Genomic DNA, 19,578 nt, shown 5'->3' on the forward strand with positions numbered 1-19,578 from the left:
TTGGGAAGCTTTTTCCGTCCCCTTATGTATGGACTATAAGGTGTGACGTTGCGTGAGGGTCAATGGGTTTTTTTATAATTTTTGTAAATGGGTGATCTTCGGGTCTGAGGGATCTTTCAAGCCGTATCCGATCATGCGATCCATGGCAATGTGGGTTGCCCAAATCAATCCTAGGCTGAGAAGTAGTGTGTCGGTTTTTAGTGAGGTGCTGATTAGGATGATGAGGAGCGGTGGTGTATAGGTGTGAAACGCGTTGTATGTGTAGGCGCCTATTTTGTTGTTGATGATGTAGCCGAGTGCGGATAGATCTGGTGCTAAGAGTAAGAGAGCAAACATTAACCAGCTTGCGTCTGTTTGGGCGTAAAAATAGATGGATAGGATGAGTGCGGCTAGTCCTTCGATATGTAACAATGCTTTGTTCATTTTTTATTCGCCTCCTTTTCCTTACATATTCTACTATTTTCTGATGAAATCCTTTATTGTTGTCCTGAGGCTTCAATGATAGTTCGCTCACTCCCCTTTTATCGGCGCTCACTAAAAAGGATGCGCTGGGTGATCCTTTTTGTGATCTAAGATGATCTTAGAGAGATTTATATAGAAATCTATTAAAAGGATAGAATGAACCATGTTGCCTATATTGATAAAATTAGTCCTAAAATATTGGCTGAATAAGAGCGTTTGCCCTTATTCAGCTATTCCCAATCATTAATGATCTCAATATTCGTAAGAAAATGATCCACTATGGTAGAAAAGGGAAAGATCGTATTGTCAAATAAATACTCTATCCCTTCCTCTCCAGAGAGAGGTTTTACGTTACTGTTCTGAATGAAACTTTTGGCCATTTCTAGCGCTAGCTTTTTATTATCGTCCAAACTCTTCACCTCCTCTTACAACCTTATTCATTGGTGGTGGTTAACATTACTGGGAAGTAGATTATATCGAAAAAATAATAGAGTTACTCAACGAACGGTCGTCTGTAGCACATTACTATTCATTCGATGAAGCTTGTTTTTGGAGTTAGGACAGTATCTGTTCACATAAAGCCCTCAAAATAAGAAATGGAAATGAAAACCACCTCAGGTCATCCAGAATTTGGATGACCTGAGGTGGAAGTTTATGGGTGGTGGGCGGTGGTTATTTTATTTGGCTTTGGTGGGTTTGGATGGTTCGGATTCGGTTCCGTCCATGTAGACGGTTGTGACGTAGTAGGTGTAGTTGGATGCTTCAGGGTCGGTGTATGTTTTGCGTTCGTGTTCGGAGATGCTTGCGACTTTTTCGTAGTCTTCCCCGTTTTTACTGCGATACACGCGATAACCTGCTACACCTTCTACACGTACAGCATGCCATGTGACGAAGGTTCCGTTTACTTCGACACTAGTTGGTGCTTTGATGTCGTAGTCTGAATCTTCTTTTGGCTGCTTTTCTTCCTTGTCTACTGATGATTTCAGCTCAGAATACACGACGAGGCGATCCAGATGGGTGCGTTGCTCATAATCAAAGGTTCCTGTACAGGTAATTAGGTTAAGCCTTTTTTTGTCTGTTTTACCGAAGATCTCTTTGATTGGCGCTTCATCGGCCGGATAGCTTTCTAGCTTCTGGACAACATAGGTCAGTTCTTTCCCTTCTTCATTTGTGACGATGATTTCATCGCCTTTTTGCAAATCTTTCAAGTAGAAGAATACGGCTGGACCTTCCTGACTATCAACGTGTCCGGCTAGAACCGCGTTTCCTGTGTTGCCTGGTTTCGTTCCTGGCTCAAACCAGCCTACACTTTTATCATCTTTCGGTACGCCCATTTGTCCGTTGTCCAGTACCCCTACTTCGTTAACGGGGGCGTCGATGTCGAGACTTGGCACCTTCAAGTTGGTAGGAACAATGCCACTGTTTTGATCCGGTGTTTCCGTTTCAAAGTTAATATCTTTTATATCCCCTGATTCATCAACGACGGTAAATTCTTCTGATTTTAGTGAGAGATCAGAGGCCATATTTCCTGAGTTCTTCTCCTTCGTTTCCTGCTCTGGGGTGGGATCATAGGGTGAGGTGAAATTCGCCCACACATTTGAGTTGTACCCTGCCAGCAAGAGGGCCGCTAAGCCTACAATTGTAAAATAAGTTCTCCACTTCATACCCATCACCTTTTCTAATATATTAAAACTAAAGCGTACCAGCGTCACGCATTCTCTATTTTAAAAATTTCTATCTTACAAAAAGAGGAGAGGGTTTCCCCTCCCCTCTACCTTACCAGTTATCGACGAGTCTTTGCATTTTACCTGAGAGGGTTGTGCCAGGCTCGCCGGTTTATTTTTTGAAAATGTTAAGGACAGTCGCATTCACCTTGACCCTGAGGGTGAGGTAAATGCGGGTGCCCTTGTTCTCCCCAGAAGCTGGACCTCCTGAGGAGCGGTGTATTCTAGTTGTTTATTGTTGCGCTTTTTTTCTAATCATGAAGCCACCAGAGATGAGGACTAGTGCACCGAATGATACCCAAGTCCAAAGGCTGTTTGTTGCAGTACCGCCCATTCCTGTCTTAGGCATATCTTCTGGCATTTGCTCGGCAGCAAATTTATCCGGCATTTGTTTTACAATCGCATCACTTAATGTTTCACCTACTCCAAACATAAAGCCATATCCTGTACGGAAAGACTCATAGGTTGTTTGGTAATCACCAGCTACATAATGGTCAAAAGTTTGGATGACATCTTCTTCGTGTGACCAAAGAGCACTAGTTGCTGCATCTGCTGGAAGGTTGCCTCCTGTTGCTTCACCTAGGAATTGACCGAACGTTTCAGCGAATTTCTGCAGGCTTTGCTCTGCTGCTTTACGCGCTTCTTCATCTTCTTCAAGTGTTGCTGTTACAAGTTCAGATTGTGCTTTGATATGGTTTTGCTGCCAGATCTTTTGGAACTGTGTGGCAGCTTCTTCGCCATAAATGGAACCAATCGCTTCTTTAAATTCTTTCGTGTTCATGTTCTCAGCCCATGTTACGAAATCATAATCTTCAGCCTGGTTAAAGCCTTTCTGCATTTCAAGAACGGCTAGAGCGAAGTGCTCAGAAGCCAGACGGTTCAATGTAGAACGTAGATCAGCGGCTGGTGTAACGGCTTTTGTTCCTTCAAATTTGTCTGGCATTTGCGTTACAATCGCGCCTGATAGAGCTTTACTAATGTCGAACATACGCTTGAATCCTTCGCGGAACGTTTTGTATGCTTTTTCGTATTCTCCAGCTACATAATGATCAAACACATTAATAACATCTTGTTCGTGTGCTGCTAACACTTTTGTTGCTGCTTCTTTTGAAAGGTTACCTTCTGTTGCTTTTGCAAGGAAAGAACTGAATTCATTAACGAACTCGTCTACTTCTGCTTCAGCTGCTTTACGAGCTTCCTTGTCATTGTTCACTTTCGCTTCTACGAAATCTGGAGTGTAGTCATTGTGACCAAGGAAGATGTCCTCAAACTTAGCGGCTGCTTCTTCACCATAAACGGAAGCAATCGCCGGTGTCATGTCTTTCGCGTTCTGATCAAGCTTCTTATACACTTCATCGGCATCTTCTGCATCATTGTAATCCTTAATCATCGCTGTTGTTGCTAGAACAAAGTGTTCCGATAATAGTTGATCTAAGCTTGAGCGTAGATCAGCGGCTGGCGTTTTTGACGTTGTGTGTGTTTCGCCGTTATGTGCCAAAGCCATGGATGGAATCAATAGCATGATGGCCATAAACAAGACGACTGCTTTTTTTACTGTTTTCAAGTGAGTCACTCCCCTTAAAGTTTTGTGCTGATTTGTTTTCTTGCCTAGCTATCGTGAGTGGATTACAATTGGATCACTTTTTTCGAGAATTTTTTTAGTTTTTTTGCAGATTTTTTTGAAAATGTTGTCGTGACAAGGTTTTTGGGCGATAATAAACTTTGGAAATAAACTTCCACCTCAGGTCATCCAAAATCTGGATGACCTGAGGTGGAAGTTTATGTTAATGACAAGCTAGAAGACCATAAGGAGATTTTCAAAGTGGTGTCAAGGCAAATAAGAAACCTCCAAATGGATGTAGACTACCTCGGTGGGAAAACAGGAAGGCATGATGTAAAGTTGAATAGGATAGAAAAAAGGATTCAGTCATAGCGGCTGAATCCTTTTTAACCAAAGGGCGTAAAAGTCATCTTATCTCTTAGGATCTTAGAAAAGGTCGGTAAAGTTCCTGAGGATCTATGTTTTGTGATTCATAAAAAGCATCTACATTTCTAAGGGCTTGGGCAAACTTCTCATTTAGAAACCAATACTCTTCTTCAGGTATTAAGTTTTGAATCTCTTCTTGACTCAAATGTAATCCAGTATCAGATAATGTATAATCTACCGTCTTCATTAAATCCTCTCCTCGTTTTGGATAGTTACATAGTTTCATTGTTGTCAGATCACGGATAAAATATACTTTAAACCGAAACGATAAGTGCGAGGATGAATTAGGTTGAAACCGTCTTAACTTCCCTCATTCAGAGAGGTATTCAGATTGACTTTGCAATGCTAGTGATCGTTCGCTATAGGGAAAAGCCCGTCTTCGTATAATGAAGACGGGCTTTCTGAATCCTCCTGACTTTACAAAAAGGTGCCTCTTCTCAAACTTAAAGGCGGTAGAACTTAACGATATTTTCAAGTTCACTCAAAGTAAATGAGGAAGGATCTTTGTCTAAATCGTTACGAACGTTAGCATCTAGAAGTTTTTGAATGTAATGCTGCCTCATTTCTTCTACAGCTTCACGAAGATGATTTCTCACCACGCACCTCCATCAACTTTTTATGGCTTTAGATACATAGCTGTTCGTCCTAGTAAATAATTTATCTCAAACTTTAACTCCAAGTTATTATCCTTACGATTTGATTCCCTGTTGTATTCCAACTTACATTCACTTTATCAGATATCCTGTTAAGATTTGTTAATTCAATCTTAAGATATCTTTAAATCCGCGTCATTAACCGCGTAACAAAACCTAACATCATTATTTTTGGAAACAAACTTCCACCTCAGGTCATCCAGATTTCTGGATGACCTGAGGTGGAAGTTTTTGGTGATTATTTTCTGCCTTTCTTTCATATGTCTCTGCTGACAACGGATTTTTTCATATTTATAGATTAGGCCTCCTTTGGTTATATTACCAACAGGAGGTGAAAAATATGGATAAGAAAAAAGATCACAATGAGAAAAATGTAAATGGAAAATTGGGTGGAATGAGCCTTTATGGGACAACATCTAATGAAGAGATCGCTGGTTACAAGGCTTCTGGAGACATTGAAAATGCTGGGAAGTTAGATAAAGGGTATGAGAAAACCGAGGATAAAGATATTGCCCCAAGAGCTTCAGTAAAAGAAGGCGGTCAAGAAGATTATTAACCGAACACTTTTTCTAGGTCGGAATTATACTGTCCCAAAAGGGTAAGTTCTGAAAAGTGATTTCAATAAACATCCCGTATCACCTTTAAAGTGGTACGGGATGTTTTCATTTAGACACTTTTTCAGTCTGCAAATTACTTAGAAACCTGATGAAACACTTTACAAATTACTGTTCACTTAAGCTGGTTACAGAAACACTTTGTTTATTGTTTGGTGCATTTAAGGAGTGGATAGTAGCTGTTTCATTTGATTCGTCCACGTGCTCAATGTAAATACCTTCCCCATTATAGGTTACATTAGCCATAGTTGAAGAAGACGCTATTTCCTGCGCTCGTTGTGCATTCATTGTTAAACCACCTCCTTTGAACTTGGAACAATCATACTATTTGTTCTAATTTACTTAATATACTTGTTGTAACGATCATGTTGAAGTGAATGTTCTGCTTTTAGTCCTGCTGCTCCTTCAAATCATACAACGGAACTTCTTGGATTATGTTAGGTTGATCAACTGGGTGAACCCGAGCCGTTTCACTTCTTTCAATAACCTCTTCGATATAGATGGGGCGTTGATCGTGGGTTACATCGATCATCTCGGAGGAGTGGAAGATTTCTTTTGCGCGTTCCTTGTTCATCATAAAGGCCTCCTTTATCTTGTATCTATAATTTTCACTTGAACCACCATTTATATACACTTTTTCAATTAATGGAGGAATCGCTTGGAGTTTACATAGGTGTAATAAGCACCCAAATGTGCATATTTTGAAAATTTCGTGCAATTAATCAAAGTTTTGTGCAATTATCGCGAATTTCGTGCAATTAAATAAAATTTCACGCAATTATAGCAGAAATCGTGCAATTTTTTGCGAGACCGTTACTTCCTAAAATAGGCGAGCGCTCATTCCACCCTCCCAACCGCTTACCAACAACCTGGAAATAAAAACCACCTCAGGTCATCCAGATTTTGGATGACCTGAGGTGGAAGTTTATTCCTTTTCTTCTTCTTTTGTTTTGCGGAAGGCTCCGGTTATTTTGTTGGATAGGTCGTCGAAGAAGGTGTAGACGACAGGGATAAGAACGAGCGTGAAGAAGCTTGAGACGGTCAGGCCGAAGATGATGGTCACCGCGAGCGGTTGTTGGGCTTCGGCGCCTTGACCAATTCCGAGTGCGAGCGGCAGCATTCCTAAGATGGTGGTGAGTGTTGTCATTAGGATGGGACGCAGGCGGTCGGGGCCGGCTTCTAGAATCGCTTCCGTTCTGTCGTATGATTTGCTTCGTAAGATATTAATGTAGTCGACGAGCACGATGGCGTTGTTGACGACGATCCCCGCGAGCATGATAATCCCGACGAAGGCTGGCAGACTGAATGGCAGTCCGGTAATAAATAAGCCTCCGGTAATGCCGACGATGGTAGCAGGCAGTGAGAACATGATGATGAAAGGAAACAGGAAGTTCTCAAACTGAATCGCCATGACGGCATAGACGAGGAAAATCGAAAATACCAGGGCCAGGGCCAAATCGCCAAACGCGTCGCGCATGTCCTCCGCCTGTCCGCCGATGGTATAAGAATAGCCATCAGGGAAGTTGAGGCTGTCAAGTTCCGCTTGGACGGCTTCGGTTGTGCTGCCGAGGTCACGGTCGACGACTTCTGCTTCCACGTTGACTTGCGGCTGCTGGCCTTCGCGCAACAACGAAACAGGTCCCTGAACTTGGGTCAAATCAGCAATGGTCGCAAGCGGGATAATCGATCCGCTTGGGGTTTGCACCGACATACCCTCAAGATCGGCAATCGTTTGGCGTTCTTCTTCAGGCAAAATCAATCGGACATCGATTTCGTTGCCGGCTTCCCGATACCTTGTGGCGATTTTACCGCTGAAGGCGAGCTGGACTTGATTGATCACTTGCTGATCACTTAAGCCGTATTGGGCAGCCTTCTGGCGGTTGACATCGATTTGCATTTCCGGCCTGCCTTCTTCTGTTGAAGATGTCGGTTCGCTGACCCCATCGACATCTTCCATTAAGTAGACGACTTGCTGGGACAGCTGGTCGAGCACTTCGTATTCCGGTCCATTGATCTGCACTTGTAACGGCGCGCCTGTTCCGAGCCCCGCTTCAAGCGCACCAACAGAGATGTCCGCTCCAGCCAGCCCCTCTAAGGCTTCGTCAATGTCTTCCACGACGGCCGCCGTTGTTCGTTCCCGCTCCCCCGGGTCAACAAGCTGAATCGTGTACGACCCATAGTCTGAGGAGCTGCTGCCGACTCCCCCGCCAATGCCGCCACCGCCGATCGTCAGGTAGCTGACATCAATCACGTCGCTGAATTTTTCCAGCCGTTGATCAACTTCATTTGTAAGTTCTTGCGTTTCTTCAATGGCGGTTCCTTCTGGCAGTGTGACTCGAATCGATACTTGTCCCTGGTCTGATGGCGGAATGAATTCCGTTCCAATCAATGGAATCAGGGCGATACTGCCGGCAACGCAGACGGTTGTAATCGCAACCGTTGTTTTCCTAAACCTTAATACGGTTCTTAATAGCTTCCGATAGCCATGGTTCACTTTTTCTAACAAACGATCAAACCAATCGCGCCGACCGCTTGTTCTGATGGGTTTTGTTAACAGTTTCGATGACAGCATCGGTACGAGTGTAACGGAGACCGCCAGTGACGCGATTAACGCAAAGGAGATCGTCAGGGCGAGCGGTGTGAACAGCTCGGAGGCGATTCCTTCCACAAATATGATCGGCAAAAACACGACGAGGGTCGTTGTTGCAGATGCGATGACGGCAGGTGCGAGTTCAGAGGCCCCTTGCTTTGAGGCCTCGATGATCGAGTAACCCCGCTGTCGATAACTGTAGATGCTTTCCAAAATGACGATCGAGCTGTCGACCATCATCCCGATCCCGAGCGCAAGTCCGCCCATCGTCAGCACGTTTAACGTTTCACCGGTGAAAAACATCAACGTAAACGTCGAGATGATCGCAATCGGAATCGAAATCCCGATGACGAGCGTTGCGCGCACACTTTTCAAAAATAGCAGCAGCACGAAAATCGAAATGATCCCGCCGATAATAATATTTTTCACGACACTGTTGATCGACGTTTTCACAAATTCACTCGTATCGAGGACGACTTCCAACTCGACATCCTCCGGCAAATCAGCCTTCGCCTCATCGATAGCCTCCGTGACGTTATTCGCTGTTTCCACTGTGTTGCTGTCGGTTTTTTTCAAAAAGGACAGGACGACGGACGAACTGCCATTTACTTTTGATACCGTATTTGATCGGGCAAAATTCTCTTCGACATCAGCAATTTGATCAAGAGTAATGCTGGCTCCCTCTGGTGACTGGATGATCGTTTCTCGAACATCCTCAATGCTCTGATAATCCCCGTTGATACGGATTTGCAGATCTTTCTGCCCTTTTTGAATGCTGCCTGCTGAGGCGGACTGGTTGGAGGCATTCAGGGCCTGGATAATCGTTTGTGAATCGAGGCCATACTGGGCCATTTGGGCACGGTCGACGAGCACCTGAACTTCCCGCGTTCGTCCCCCTTCAATACTGACCGAAGCGACCCCTTCCTGGCGTTCAAAATGCGGGACGAGCTGGCTCTCGGCAATTTGCTGCAGATTCTCAGGCGTGTCACCAGATAGGCCAATGGTCATGATCGGCAGCTGCTGCGGGTCGAAACGAAGCACGTTCGGTTCCCCCGCCCCCTCAGGAAGCGCGCCGATCACTGAATCGACCTTCTCTCTAACCTCAAGCAACGTGCTATCGAGATCAACACCTGTATTGAACTGCATCATTACAAGTGAGGCCCCTGCTTGCGACTGGGATTGCAATACTTCCAGACCTTCAAGCGAGCTGACAGCCGATTCGATCGGTCGGCTGACGAGCTTCTCGACTTCTTGCGGCGCCGCTCCTTCATAACTCGTTGACACGACGGCGATCGGAAGTTCAATATCTGGGTACAAATCGATCGTCAGCGACCGTAATGACACGAAGCCGAGCCCGAGAATGGCGGCGACGATCATGATGACACCGACGGGCCGCTTCACGGATAGGTTAACGAGCTTCACTTACGCGTCCTCCTTCATGATCGTCACTTTGGCGCCATCACTTAAAGTGAGCTGGCCGCTTGTGATCACGGGGGCGTCAGTCTTCACCTCACCTGAGATCGCGGTTTGGTCGGTTTGCGACTCGACCACTTCCACATCGACACGGACAGCCTTCTGATCGACAACCTGGTAGATATAAGATTCACCAGCTTCTTCCGCAACTGCGTCTGTCGGTACGATCATCGTATCCTCTACCACTGTTTCTGGTAAAAGGAAGGTCGCCATCATGCCCGGTTTAATGGTTTCCTCCGCGTTATCGACGGTGGCTTCGACAGGGTAAAGGCCCGTCTCATCTGGAACCGATGGAATGTAGCTGACTGTTGAGGTGACAGGCTCCTCCAGCGTATCAATTTTAACCTGCAGTTCACTTCCTTCAGAAAATAAACCGAGCTGTTCGGCTGTGACAGCCGCCGTGATCGTCATCGGGTTAAGGCTGACGATCGTGGCAAATGGTTGTTGATTGGTAACGACGTCACCTTCGCTGGCCTCCAGGGTAGAAATTTCCCCGCTGGCTGGGGCCGTAATCGCTTCGTTTGCCCCTTGTTCTTCGGCTTGATTGAGCTGCACCTGGGCTTGTTCAACTTGGAGCTCCGCTTGATCGATGCCGATCCGTGCTTGCTCCAGCTGCTGCTCTGCCTGGTCGACCTGGGCCTCAGCCTGGGCAACAGCTGAATCGGTCGGGGCTCCCTTCTCGCCGGTTAGCTGCTGAAATTGGGCGTTCGCTTGGTCAGCTCGGGTTTGCGCTTGTTTGTAAAGGACTTCTGGCACGGTTCCTTCGTCAACGAGCTGCTTCGTTTGATCCGCTAATTCCTGTGCTTGTTCGTACTGCTGTTTAGCGGCTGTAGCGGCTTTGTTACCTTGACTGGCTTTGGCATCAGCCGCTTGCCGGGCGATGTCGACTTGCTTCTTGGCGTTTTCGACACCAGCTTGTGCTTGCTCAAAGGCAACCTGCGCGTTTTCGAGCTGTGTTTTCGCTTGCTTGACAGCGAGCTGCTGGAGCTCGACCTGGCTGCTGCTGTTTCCGGGATCGACGACGCCGACGGCCTCACCTTCTTCAATGCGGTCGCCCTTGGCTACGTTTAACGTCACAAGTTCCCCGGGGACGCTTGAAAGGACGGGAGAGGTGTCGGCTGTCGTTGCCCTCCCAACTATTTTTCTTTCAATAATGAAGTTATCTTGAATGATGGCGGTGGTTTCGACGGGTGTCGTGCGGGTTTCGGCTTGTTGTTCGTCGGTATTATTATTGCAGGCGGTGAGTGTGGTGATGGTCAGCAGGAGGACAAGATATGTAAGATGCTTCATCGGTTCATTTCCCTCTCTCGTGTGATCATAATTATGGATAATGTTACTAAAGTGTGAAAAAGATTGCAACTTGTCGACTGGTGACAAATTGGTGAATGTTATGGGAGCTAGACTCTGTTGAAAAGAGTGTAGGGCGAATCCCCTATCTTATTGTGTAGATTGCATCCTTTTTCATGTGTGCATTTCCAACATTTTATGCTAAATTATATATAAGGTAAAATAAGGAAAAACAAGCATCTACGAGTGGGAGCAAACTAGGAGGGTTAAGATGGCTCAGGCGAAAAGGTGGATGGTGCTAGCCTTGTCTCTGGTGTTCATGCTTAGTATGGTCATTCTGCCACAGAGGTCATTCGCGTCTGGTGAGAAAACGTTCAAAAATGAAGCTCCTTCTCCTTCGATGTCATATTCTCTATTTCATAACGGATATCTATTTGCAGCTCCTCAAGCGGAAATAAGGGTAGGTCATGCGAGTGTATTGGTACACAACTTGAAAAGCAGCAACATTCATGCCGTCAATTATTTGCTTGCTGAAGAGGGAGTACAAAGGCTGCCTGAAGACACCACTTCCATTGAATTTAAAACGGACGGAACTTCAATGATAACAACGAGCAGTGGCAAGACTGAGGTATTACCGACGGGCTTTTGGGGGAATGCTTGGAAAGTAACGAAATGTGCGGCTTTCATTACGGCGGCTGTTGTGCCGATCTTTAAAGCTTACAAGGCAGTGAGAGCTTTAGGCGGTGTCAGAGAAACGGCGAGATTACTCGTGGGAGCGGGTAACTCAACGGATTTCCTGCAAATTGCGGGTGGCACTGCTGCTGAAATTATCGGTATTAGCGGGATACAGAAGAACTGTTTCTAGAGGAGGTTTGATCTTTATGCAAAAAGAAGGGACTTTTGGTCATCGGTCGAATCGTAATGGTGTATTTGGAGAGCCTTCCAACGCAACAACGGCAGCATTATCTTATGGGATGTTATTTGTAGCCTTTATGCTTGTGACTGGGGGAACGATCACCATTAATGGGCTTGGTCTTCCGGCAATTGGGCTTTTTGTAATGATTTCCTTCGTACAATATATGGTGAAAGGAACGCCCAGGTGGCTCGTATTAGGATCCTTCACCTTTGCGGTCGGGATGGCAGTTGTTATGGGCCTTCTGCTCCAATAGTCAGTCGTTGATTTTGATGCTGATGCTGATGCACTCCTCCAGACCATTCGGAGGGGTGCTTTTTTTTATGACATAAAAACCGCCAGGCTCATGCTTTGAGCTTGACGGTTATGTAGTCGTCTAGGAAATTATAAAATATTTGCCTATGGATAAGCTTTACATGAAGTTAGCCACATCCAGCTCCAGCGCCCAAGACACGAAAGACTAGTCAATCGCTTCCGTGGCCCCACAGGACGTGGGGTCGTTCGGCGTTGAAACAGGACGTTTCGGTTTTAGTCGAACTTCCTCTTTCCCCGATCTTAGTCGAACTTCCACTGTCGTGTCTACCAGGGCGCCCCGCGCTTTTGTTCCTTATTGCATCGTATTGCCGAGCTGCGCAATGATGAGATCGAGCTTTTTCACCTGTGGCAGCTGGTTGTGATCAGGGAATTTCTCATCAAAATGGTTTAGAAGCGGCATGATCGCCTCGTCATCAAGTAATTCCGTGTAGGTTTGATAGGTGTGTTGGTATTGCCTGATGTAGCGCTTCATTTTTTTCTCGAAGCCGGATAGATGATAGGTGGATGAGAAGTCGAACGCTTTGGCGATGTCGCTGTCGTATGTTGGGAATGCCGGGTTAATGGCATGCAGCATGGCTGCGGCGAGCGGGAACTGCATAGTTGGATTCCCTTTATGGTTCTTGACCTCGTACAGGCGTTTAGTAATTTGCACGATATTTGGGCGCTCTTGGTCACGCTGCTCTTCCATTAATTTGAAATATTCGCTTTCGAATTCTTTTGTGAGGCTCGGGTTGTCCAACTTGAAGAAATGGCGAAAGACGAATTGATAGATCGTGTCATCTGGCACGTACGTGTTATCGAAGTCTTGATTCAAATAGACGTAGACATCGACTTTTTCTCTAGGAATTTTGTTTACTACTTTCTCTTGCTCGTCCAATAGTAATGGCTTTATGTCTGCGGCTGTTCTGTATTTCATCGATTTTTCACCTCTCGTTTCCCTATTCCACAGATTTCTCTTTGGAAAACTTCTATTTTGCAAAAAAGTTGTAAAGTAGAATGAGGGGACTTTAATATATGGTCAAAAAGCTGCCGCCCTTAGAATGGGTGACCTTTTGAACATCCTTATTATTCTCTATTTTACCTAAATGATGGACTGTTTGCCAAGGTTGCGCACAAATCGTAAACGTATTGTAATGATAGAGGGTTCACTTTTCTAATAGTTTCCCGATAATGATAAGGAGAGGAGTGTGAGGGTATGGACATAGCAGCGGCGTCTATGATCATGAGCCAGGCCCACGTAAGGCAGCAGGCGAGTCTTGCTGTGATGGACAAAACGATGCAGACGTCTGAAGCCAAGGGCAATCAGATGGTGCAAATGCTACAGCAGTCAGTGCAGCCAGTGCCGCACCCGACGCACGGGAGTCAAATTGATTTAAAAGGATAGTGTGTGGACAGGCGGCGAGTGTGCTTTTTTGAACGCGGGCGGGCTGCCTGTTGTTTTTTTGTGAAGGCGTGGTTTGGGATGACTCTTGGGAGGCGGGAGGCCACTGAAAAGTCTGTGTATAGTAAAATAAGAAGATGCCCCACTCCATTATTGTACAGAAACAGGGATCGGGAACGACTCGCTTCCCAGCCACCTTTCTCTTTTTTATAACGGAACCCACCACGAAGAATGAAAGGAACAAACGTCACTCTTTCAGTGGCCTCCGAAGCGGCTGGCTGTCTTTTTTCAAGGATCATCGTCGAAAAAGGGCAAAAAAAGAGCCGCTACACGGGAGCGGCTGTACCTCGATTATTGATTGTTATTTTGGTCGTTTTCCATTGTATCTTCATTCGAGGTGTCTTGGTTTCCATCGTCTGTATCTGTGCCACCGTTATCAGTACCTTCTCCACCTTGCTGCTGATCTTCATCCATTTCAGTGCCATCTTCTTTTGTCGGATCAGTATCTTGTTCTGTCGGAGCACCGTCTTCCGTTCCGTTATTTTCTTCAGTCGGAGCACCATCTTCTGTTCCGTTATTTTCTTCCTCTGGCATGTTCTCTCCGTTTTCAGCTGGCTGCTCCTCTTCTTCAGCAGCACAAGCTCCTATGACAGAGATAGCTAGGAAAGCAATGAGTAGTTTTAGTGCGATATTTTTCATGTTAGATTTCCTCCCTTTAGTTTCGATTACGATCTCTAGTGTAACCGTGTGAGAAAAGGTTTATACAGTTGAAGGCTATTTTTGTTTTTCTAGCAAATGTCTAGGAAGTGCATCCAAATGTAAATAAATGAAGAGTGTGCCGCCTAAAATTTGGCGGCACACTCCCTGGCAATTATAAGTCATAGAGATTGTCATTTTGGCAGAGTCTTATAACTCTATTTGATCAAGCACATTCTGTAGTTGAGTGATACTTGCATTGACTACGTCTTCATATAAACCTAGTATCAGTTGTCCATATTGATCACCGGGAACAGCCCACTTTCCATTTAAACCTACCCAATCCCTCGCACTGCCTCGTGTAACAAGGTCAAAGCGCGGGTCAACTAATACATAGTCGTCTGGTAAAGCTTCAGTGGATGCATAGGCATACAAATGCTGTATATGCGCAAGGACTCCCTCTTCAGGTGTTGCAAAACTTGCTCCTGAGTTATCAGGACCTGTGGCACCAATCCCTGCATAATTATTTTGTTCCTCATTAACAATTCCCGTAAAACGGAAATAATTCGTTTCATGAAGGGCTTGGGCAAAAGCAATATCGCCTCTAATCCCATAAGCCTCTCCAAAGGTTAAATAGTAATTTCCCAGCGAAGGAGCATCTGGATTAATGCTGCGGACAAATTGATCCATGTGTTCCGGAGCAAGCGAGACAGAACCTAAGATGCCATATCCCGACACTTCAGGATTGTCACCTTCCTCCACCTGAATATAAGCATCGCCTATCCCGGCTGCTTTTACCTCTGAAAGTCGCTGGTCTGCATTCGTTCGATTTCTAAAAGCACCCGCTTGTACGCGGTACCATGTGCTTCCTGAGACCGATGTTTCACTAATAAAAGCCGGAATGCCCCTGGAATCAAGGTAAGTGACTCGCTCTTCAGCGTTCTCTTTGACCTGGAAGGAACCAGCAATCACCCTGTACAGCGTTTCGGAAGCGGCCTTTTCAAGATTAAAGGCACGCTCGAGGCCATTTACATGCCCACGGGCTACTTTTTGACGGTAAGAAGCGTCCGCCAATTTTGCCGCATTGTTTGCATTATCAATAAAGCCATTTTCCGTTAAAAGGGCCGGCATCGCGGATTCCCTCAACACATGAAAATTGGCCTGTTTCTGGCCGCGGTCTGTTAACTCGTTCACAGCCGTGATCTCATTGTGCATAATATCCTGGTATTGGGCTGTCTGCGATGACTCCGACAAACCAACATAAATATAATCCTCGTATCCACGTGCAGAACCATTAAAAGCATTGATGTGAATCGACAAATAATAGTCTGCGTTCCATGCATTGGCTTCATTTGTTCGTTGAGTTAGACTCTTAGTCGTGTCCGTTGTTCGGCTCATATTGACGTCAACATCTCGATATTCATTATTCAGAATATCACGGATACGTAACGCGATATCCAGGTTAACATTTTTTTCCTGTAACCCATTTCCGGTAGCACCAGGGTCATTCCCTCCGTGCCCCGGATCTAAATATAATTTAAACATCGTAATACCTCCCTTTCCTTTTTTATAGTTAGCAAAATTATCCTAAATGGTCGAATTTATCAGTAAAGTATTTGTCCAACACCTCCTTCCCCTAAACTAGCTTTACTACTCACTATCCGTAGACTCTACAGCCTGTTGGGCATCTAAATATCCAGCACCCTGTACATATTCCGGCAATCCTTTATCCACTGCGCTTTCAAGAAGTCGCTGCTTCACCTGGTCAGGTGTAAACTCTGGATAAACCTGGAGGATAAGCGCCGCTACCCCAGCACAGATCGGAGTCGCCATCGATGTTCCTGATAAAGAAAAATAATCATCCTCGACTCGACTCGATTTCGACGTTTTGTCAAGGAAAGATCCAGGTGCTCTTAAGGAGACAATGTTTACGCCAGGAGCTAGTAAATCCGGCTTCGATTCCTCCCCGCAAGCAGGGCCGCGACTTGAGAACGGTGCAATTTCTTCATCAGTACGATTAATCGTATTCTGGTCATCCATTGCCCCGACCGTTACAACCTTCGAGCTGATACCTGGGGTGCCAATCGTTCGTTGGTCAGGCCCTGAGTTTCCAGCAGCTACACAAACAACAATCCCGCTTTCCCATGCTTGATCTACAATTTGAACAAGCGGATCGTTACAATCTGACTCATCTGCTGCTGCACCCAAAGATAAGGAGATCACATCGATTTTGTGCTCTTCCTTATGGTCAATACACCATTGAATACCGGAAACGATCGTTGAGAGAGAGCCTGAACCCATATTGTTCAGTACCTTCACCCCAATAATCCCAGACTCAGGAGCAGACCCACGGTACTTCAAATTCGAAGAAAACCCATTACCAGCTGCATCTCCAGCGCAATGAGTACCATGTCCATTATCATCATAAGGTTCAACTTTGTTGTTAATAAAATCTTTAAAGGCAATGATACGATTCGTTGGCTCCGTTAAATCCGGGTGTGGATGCACACCTGTATCAACGACAGCAATATTAACACCTTTACCCGTAATCCCGTTGTCATTCAATTGTTTTGCATGAACAGAGGGCGAAGCCACATCCATCAAGGCCGTCACTTCACGATCATAGTAAATCTTCTTAATCTGACAGTCATCGTTAATGAGTTTTTCAATTGTGGCTGCGTTTAAGACCGCCGAACAACTAGATGTGCTCGGAAACTCATGGACGATCTTGCATTTACTATCCGCATTAATATGATCATGAGCCTTCGTTAACCCTGAATACATTTGTTCAAATTCAATAATCACGGGAAACTTCTTCGCTTTCTTCAATCTATTTTCAATCGGACGGTGTAAAAAACAAGGCGTACTGCGTAAAGGACGATATAAATGAACTAACCTCTGTCGCAGTTCTTTGTCAAATTTTTCACCATGGTTTCGGGTAAGTTGAATCATAGAGAATCCTAACATTCTACCACCTCCTTTTTATCTTAATGCTGTATTCTATGTTTTTTTGAAAAAGAGATGGCGGTATTTAACGGAGATAATAGCAAAAAAGGCGCTTGTCTAATAGAAAAGAGTATACTAAGTGGGAAAATGATAGGGCGCTGGACTAGAGGTTATTTATACGATTGGCGAGGAGAAGTTCGAAGCCGATTGTTTTTTATTATAAAAAAGTCTTAAGGCGGTATCACGTGAGATTTATGCTTCCTCAATCATAAAAAGCCGCCCAAGTAGGACGGCTTACGCGATCATTATTTAAGGGCGAACATGATTTCCGTTTCGCAGGCAGTTTCGCCATCAACCGTGGCAATCGCTTTACCTTTGCCGATCGGTCCTTTAAGGCGGACGATTTCGACTTCGAGTTTAAGACGGTCGCCTGGTTTGACTTGACGCTTGAAGCGGCATTTGTCAATTCCAGTAAAAAAGGCGAGTTTGCCCTGATTTTCCTCTTTTTTCAACATAGCGACAGCACCCATTTGAGCAAGGGCCTCAGTGATGAGCACACCCGGCATCACAGGGTAGTCAGGGAAATGGCCCTGGAAGAAGGGTTCGTTTGCGGTAACATTTTTATAACCAACAGCGCGTTTGCCTTCTTCGATTTCTTCCACCTGGTCGATTAATAGGAATGGGTAACGGTGCGGAATAATTTCTTTGATTGCTTGAATATCCAGCATAGGAAAGCTCCTTTCAGTACAAACTATCCTTATTATACTGGCATCTTATCCATTCGACAAAAATTTTCATGAAAAATTCTAAGAGCCTTGTCAGTCACGACACAAGATGTTCGAGTAAGTCTGAGCGTACCTTGCAGGAGACGAGAGCAATGGAATTATGATTTCAAACGCCTGGCTGCTCGCACTAAATGTGGTGATGCGGGCTTACTCAGAGAATAAGATAAGGAGGTTCTCACATGCTTTGGACCATTTTAATCATTTTACTAGCTTTATGGCTGTTTGGTGTCATTATCGACATTGCCGGCGGGCTGATACACTTATTGCTTGTCGTTGCACTCGTGGTTTTTCTAATTCGAATTTTTCGCAAACGCGGGCGGCATTAGCAGGCAGACGATCCTTGTAAGAATGGAGCCGTGCGGCTGGAACGACTGCCTTGTTAGGATTAATTGCACAAAATATTGAATAATTGCACGTAATTTTTATTAATTGCACGAAAAACCGGATAATTGCACATTTTATGGAATAATTGCATATTTGCAAATAAAAAACACGATAACCTGCCCACATGGAATTTACTGGATGACCTGAGGTGGGATTGTTTTACAAAAAAGCGGTGAGGCCATGTGGGGTTTCACCGCTTTTTTGGGTTAGGAGGATTTGGTTAATTGCCGTGGGGTGCTTAGGGTTTGTTCGTTTTCTTCTGCCTCTTGATAGCGGCCGATTTTCTCCACTTTTATGCTTGGGGTGAGCCAGAATGTATACCAGGACCCTTCCTTTATAATCGGATCAAGGTCGAATAAATCAAAGCGGCAGGATTCGGCCAAGCCTTCCAGTTCGGCCACATTTGGTAAGGCGAACAAGTTGGAATGGGCGACGAAAAAGCTGTTAAAGGCGGAGGAAAAGGCTTCACCGTGCTCTGTTTCGTTAATCGGTGTGATGGCAGAAATCAGTCCATCTTTTTTCAAGTAACTATATAAATGGTTGAGCAGCTGTTCACGAAAGTCTGGCTGGATGTAGTGAAAAATATTGTGCAGCAGGATGACTTCGGGTGAACCGGAATCCTCCGCTGGCTGCCAATTGGAAACGTCGCCGACTTCAAAGCTGATATTAGGGTAGCCTTCTGATTTGGAGCGGGCTTGGTTGACGACGTCTGGGTTGATATCGACGCCTGTCATTTGGACGTTTGGATAATCCTCGGCTAGCTTTCGCAAATACCCACCGTGGCCACAGCCTAAGTCGACGATCGCGTTCACCTGTTGATCGTGTATCATCTTTTTTATTTTTTTAATCGCAAAATGTTCAATTAGTGCCGAGGTTTCAGCAACGACCTCGCCGTGGCGTTCGTGATCGAAGCGGGCGCGATGGTTGTTCTTCATATAAGCTGGGTAGTCGAGGAGTGTTGGCATGTGGAGTTCCATCACTTCCTTCAAAAGGGCTTTGACACCGGGGGATGCGTTGTCGCCCATGAGCGCGGCACAGCGTTTCTTGGATGTGCGGAAGCGGTTGTTGGGGCGCTTTTTCAAGTGTTTGACCGCGACTCCGACGCGAACCCAGGAGGAGAGCAGGTCGTGAGCAAAGCCGGTTTCGCTCGCGACGTCAGTGACGGTTTTCGCTTTGGCGAAGTGATCAAATAAGCCGAGTTCTGTGCCTACATAGGCGTGCCACCCTGGTAAAAATGATTCGTTCTTTTTCATCCATTTTCTTGCTTGCATGGCGGTAACCCATTCGTTCATCATATTACACCTTCCCTTTCTAGAGGTTGTTCAAAAATTCACCAAATGTAAGCGGCGAACCTCTTCGTTCTCATTT

21 protein-coding genes are annotated in these 19,578 nt (G+C 45.4%); 5 read left to right on the forward strand and 16 right to left on the reverse strand.

Going from position 1 to position 19,578, the window contains the following annotated elements:
• Nucleotides 1–72: 72 nt before the first annotated feature.
• The 6 genes from MUO14_RS08330 to MUO14_RS08355 form a co-directional block, all read right to left on the reverse strand.
• Complete coding sequence (locus MUO14_RS08330) at nt 73–423, reverse strand: DUF4260 domain-containing protein (protein ID WP_244754774.1); 351 nt, start codon at nt 421–423, stop codon at nt 73–75.
• Between the two features lie 269 nt (nt 424–692).
• On the reverse strand, nt 693–872 hold the full coding sequence (locus MUO14_RS08335) for a hypothetical protein (RefSeq protein ID WP_244754775.1): 180 nt from the start codon (nt 870–872) through the stop codon (nt 693–695).
• Nucleotides 873–1,139: 267 nt separating this feature from the next.
• Nucleotides 1,140–2,126, reverse strand: coding sequence for a class F sortase (locus MUO14_RS08340; protein WP_244754776.1), 987 nt, complete (start codon nt 2,124–2,126; stop codon nt 1,140–1,142).
• Between the two features lie 292 nt (nt 2,127–2,418).
• Nucleotides 2,419–3,750 (reverse strand): copper amine oxidase, encoded by a 1,332-nt coding sequence (locus tag MUO14_RS08345; RefSeq protein WP_244754777.1) that lies wholly within the window; start codon nt 3,748–3,750, stop codon nt 2,419–2,421.
• Nucleotides 3,751–4,165: 415 nt separating this feature from the next.
• Entirely contained in the window at nt 4,166–4,360 is a 195-nt protein-coding gene (locus tag MUO14_RS08350; protein ID WP_244754778.1) for a hypothetical protein, read from the reverse strand.
• Between the two features lie 256 nt (nt 4,361–4,616).
• Nucleotides 4,617–4,769 (reverse strand): Fur-regulated basic protein FbpA, encoded by a 153-nt coding sequence (locus tag MUO14_RS08355; protein ID WP_244754779.1) that lies wholly within the window; start codon nt 4,767–4,769, stop codon nt 4,617–4,619.
• A gap of 397 nt (nt 4,770–5,166) precedes the next feature.
• On the opposite strand from MUO14_RS08355, the gene MUO14_RS08360 reads away from it, so the two are divergent.
• A complete protein-coding gene (locus tag MUO14_RS08360) occupies nt 5,167–5,382 on the forward strand; it encodes a hypothetical protein (RefSeq protein WP_244754780.1) in 216 nt (71 codons plus the stop codon).
• Between the two features lie 166 nt (nt 5,383–5,548).
• Here the strand turns inward: MUO14_RS08360 and MUO14_RS08365 are convergent, their stop codons facing one another.
• The 4 genes from MUO14_RS08365 to MUO14_RS08380 form a co-directional block, all read right to left on the reverse strand.
• Nucleotides 5,549–5,728, reverse strand: coding sequence for a small acid-soluble spore protein H (locus MUO14_RS08365; RefSeq protein WP_244754781.1), 180 nt, complete (start codon nt 5,726–5,728; stop codon nt 5,549–5,551).
• Between the two features lie 100 nt (nt 5,729–5,828).
• Nucleotides 5,829–6,014, reverse strand: a complete 186-nt coding sequence (locus tag MUO14_RS08370; protein WP_244754782.1) for an H-type small acid-soluble spore protein — start codon at nt 6,012–6,014, stop codon at nt 5,829–5,831.
• Between the two features lie 351 nt (nt 6,015–6,365).
• The gene (locus tag MUO14_RS08375) at nt 6,366–9,452 is read right to left on the reverse strand and encodes an efflux RND transporter permease subunit (RefSeq protein WP_244754783.1); all 3,087 of its coding nucleotides are present in this window, start codon (nt 9,450–9,452) and stop codon (nt 6,366–6,368) included.
• On the reverse strand, nt 9,453–10,793 hold the full coding sequence (locus MUO14_RS08380; protein WP_244754784.1) for an efflux RND transporter periplasmic adaptor subunit: 1,341 nt from the start codon (nt 10,791–10,793) through the stop codon (nt 9,453–9,455).
• A gap of 268 nt (nt 10,794–11,061) precedes the next feature.
• Between MUO14_RS08380 and MUO14_RS08385 the strand changes: the two genes are divergently transcribed.
• Both MUO14_RS08385 and MUO14_RS08390 read left to right on the forward strand, forming a co-directional pair.
• The gene (locus MUO14_RS08385; protein ID WP_244754785.1) at nt 11,062–11,655 is read left to right on the forward strand and encodes a Rho GTPase-activating protein; all 594 of its coding nucleotides are present in this window, start codon (nt 11,062–11,064) and stop codon (nt 11,653–11,655) included.
• A gap of 16 nt (nt 11,656–11,671) precedes the next feature.
• Nucleotides 11,672–11,959 carry a hypothetical protein gene (locus MUO14_RS08390; protein WP_244754786.1) on the forward strand — a complete coding sequence of 96 codons (288 nt, stop codon included), beginning with the start codon at nt 11,672–11,674 and terminating at the stop codon, nt 11,957–11,959.
• A 351-nt stretch (nt 11,960–12,310) separates the two neighbouring features.
• On the opposite strand, the gene MUO14_RS08395 is transcribed toward MUO14_RS08390, so the two are convergent.
• Nucleotides 12,311–12,934, reverse strand: a complete 624-nt coding sequence (locus MUO14_RS08395) for a hypothetical protein (RefSeq protein ID WP_244754787.1) — start codon at nt 12,932–12,934, stop codon at nt 12,311–12,313.
• 279 nt (nt 12,935–13,213) lie between these two features.
• Here MUO14_RS08395 and MUO14_RS08400 point away from each other — a divergent pair, with 279 nt between their 5' ends.
• Nucleotides 13,214–13,402: a YjfB family protein gene (locus MUO14_RS08400; RefSeq protein WP_255822175.1), complete on the forward strand. Its 189-nt coding sequence runs from the start codon at nt 13,214–13,216 to the stop codon at nt 13,400–13,402.
• Nucleotides 13,403–13,750: 348 nt separating this feature from the next.
• Here MUO14_RS08400 and MUO14_RS08405 read toward each other — a convergent pair whose 3' ends face one another.
• The 4 genes from MUO14_RS08405 to fabZ form a co-directional block, all read right to left on the reverse strand.
• Nucleotides 13,751–14,098 (reverse strand): hypothetical protein, encoded by a 348-nt coding sequence (locus tag MUO14_RS08405; protein ID WP_244754789.1) that lies wholly within the window; start codon nt 14,096–14,098, stop codon nt 13,751–13,753.
• A gap of 207 nt (nt 14,099–14,305) precedes the next feature.
• Entirely contained in the window at nt 14,306–15,640 is a 1,335-nt protein-coding gene (locus MUO14_RS08410) for an N-acetylmuramoyl-L-alanine amidase (RefSeq protein WP_244754790.1), read from the reverse strand.
• A 105-nt stretch (nt 15,641–15,745) separates the two neighbouring features.
• Complete coding sequence (locus MUO14_RS08415; protein ID WP_244754791.1) at nt 15,746–17,062, reverse strand: S8 family peptidase; 1,317 nt, start codon at nt 17,060–17,062, stop codon at nt 15,746–15,748.
• Nucleotides 17,063–17,346: 284 nt separating this feature from the next.
• Nucleotides 17,347–17,769 carry a 3-hydroxyacyl-ACP dehydratase FabZ gene (gene fabZ, locus MUO14_RS08420; protein ID WP_244754792.1) on the reverse strand — a complete coding sequence of 141 codons (423 nt, stop codon included), beginning with the start codon at nt 17,767–17,769 and terminating at the stop codon, nt 17,347–17,349.
• 236 nt (nt 17,770–18,005) lie between these two features.
• Here fabZ and MUO14_RS08425 point away from each other — a divergent pair, with 236 nt between their 5' ends.
• Entirely contained in the window at nt 18,006–18,152 is a 147-nt protein-coding gene (locus MUO14_RS08425; protein WP_244754793.1) for a lmo0937 family membrane protein, read from the forward strand.
• Nucleotides 18,153–18,416: 264 nt separating this feature from the next.
• Here MUO14_RS08425 and MUO14_RS08430 read toward each other — a convergent pair whose 3' ends face one another.
• Entirely contained in the window at nt 18,417–19,505 is a 1,089-nt protein-coding gene (locus MUO14_RS08430; RefSeq protein ID WP_244754794.1) for a class I SAM-dependent methyltransferase, read from the reverse strand.
• Nucleotides 19,506–19,578 lie beyond the last annotated feature (73 nt).

This window comes from Halobacillus shinanisalinarum (genome assembly GCF_022919835.1).
Classification (GTDB): domain Bacteria; phylum Bacillota; class Bacilli; order Bacillales; family Halobacillaceae; genus Halobacillus_A; species Halobacillus_A shinanisalinarum.

Coding starts and splice junctions, on each gene's coding strand:
- MUO14_RS08385 (WP_244754785.1), top strand. CDS start 11,062: ATGGCTCAGGCGAAAAGGTGGATGGTGCTAGCCTTGTCTCTGGTGTTC.
- MUO14_RS08330 (WP_244754774.1), bottom strand. CDS start 423: ATGAACAAAGCATTGTTACATATCGAAGGACTAGCCGCACTCATCCTA.
- fabZ (WP_244754792.1), bottom strand. CDS start 17,769: ATGCTGGATATTCAAGCAATCAAAGAAATTATTCCGCACCGTTACCCA.
- MUO14_RS08410 (WP_244754790.1), bottom strand. CDS start 15,640: ATGTTTAAATTATATTTAGATCCGGGGCACGGAGGGAATGACCCTGGT.
- MUO14_RS08350 (WP_244754778.1), bottom strand. CDS start 4,360: ATGAAGACGGTAGATTATACATTATCTGATACTGGATTACATTTGAGT.
- MUO14_RS08380 (WP_244754784.1), bottom strand. CDS start 10,793: ATGAAGCATCTTACATATCTTGTCCTCCTGCTGACCATCACCACACTC.
- MUO14_RS08415 (WP_244754791.1), bottom strand. CDS start 17,062: ATGTTAGGATTCTCTATGATTCAACTTACCCGAAACCATGGTGAAAAA.
- MUO14_RS08390 (WP_244754786.1), top strand. CDS start 11,672: ATGCAAAAAGAAGGGACTTTTGGTCATCGGTCGAATCGTAATGGTGTA.
- MUO14_RS08430 (WP_244754794.1), bottom strand. CDS start 19,505: ATGATGAACGAATGGGTTACCGCCATGCAAGCAAGAAAATGGATGAAA.
- MUO14_RS08405 (WP_244754789.1), bottom strand. CDS start 14,098: ATGAAAAATATCGCACTAAAACTACTCATTGCTTTCCTAGCTATCTCT.
- MUO14_RS08395 (WP_244754787.1), bottom strand. CDS start 12,934: ATGAAATACAGAACAGCCGCAGACATAAAGCCATTACTATTGGACGAG.
- MUO14_RS08340 (WP_244754776.1), bottom strand. CDS start 2,126: ATGAAGTGGAGAACTTATTTTACAATTGTAGGCTTAGCGGCCCTCTTG.
- MUO14_RS08365 (WP_244754781.1), bottom strand. CDS start 5,728: ATGAATGCACAACGAGCGCAGGAAATAGCGTCTTCTTCAACTATGGCT.
- MUO14_RS08400 (WP_255822175.1), top strand. CDS start 13,214: ATGGACATAGCAGCGGCGTCTATGATCATGAGCCAGGCCCACGTAAGG.
- MUO14_RS08370 (WP_244754782.1), bottom strand. CDS start 6,014: ATGAACAAGGAACGCGCAAAAGAAATCTTCCACTCCTCCGAGATGATC.
- MUO14_RS08425 (WP_244754793.1), top strand. CDS start 18,006: ATGCTTTGGACCATTTTAATCATTTTACTAGCTTTATGGCTGTTTGGT.
- MUO14_RS08360 (WP_244754780.1), top strand. CDS start 5,167: ATGGATAAGAAAAAAGATCACAATGAGAAAAATGTAAATGGAAAATTG.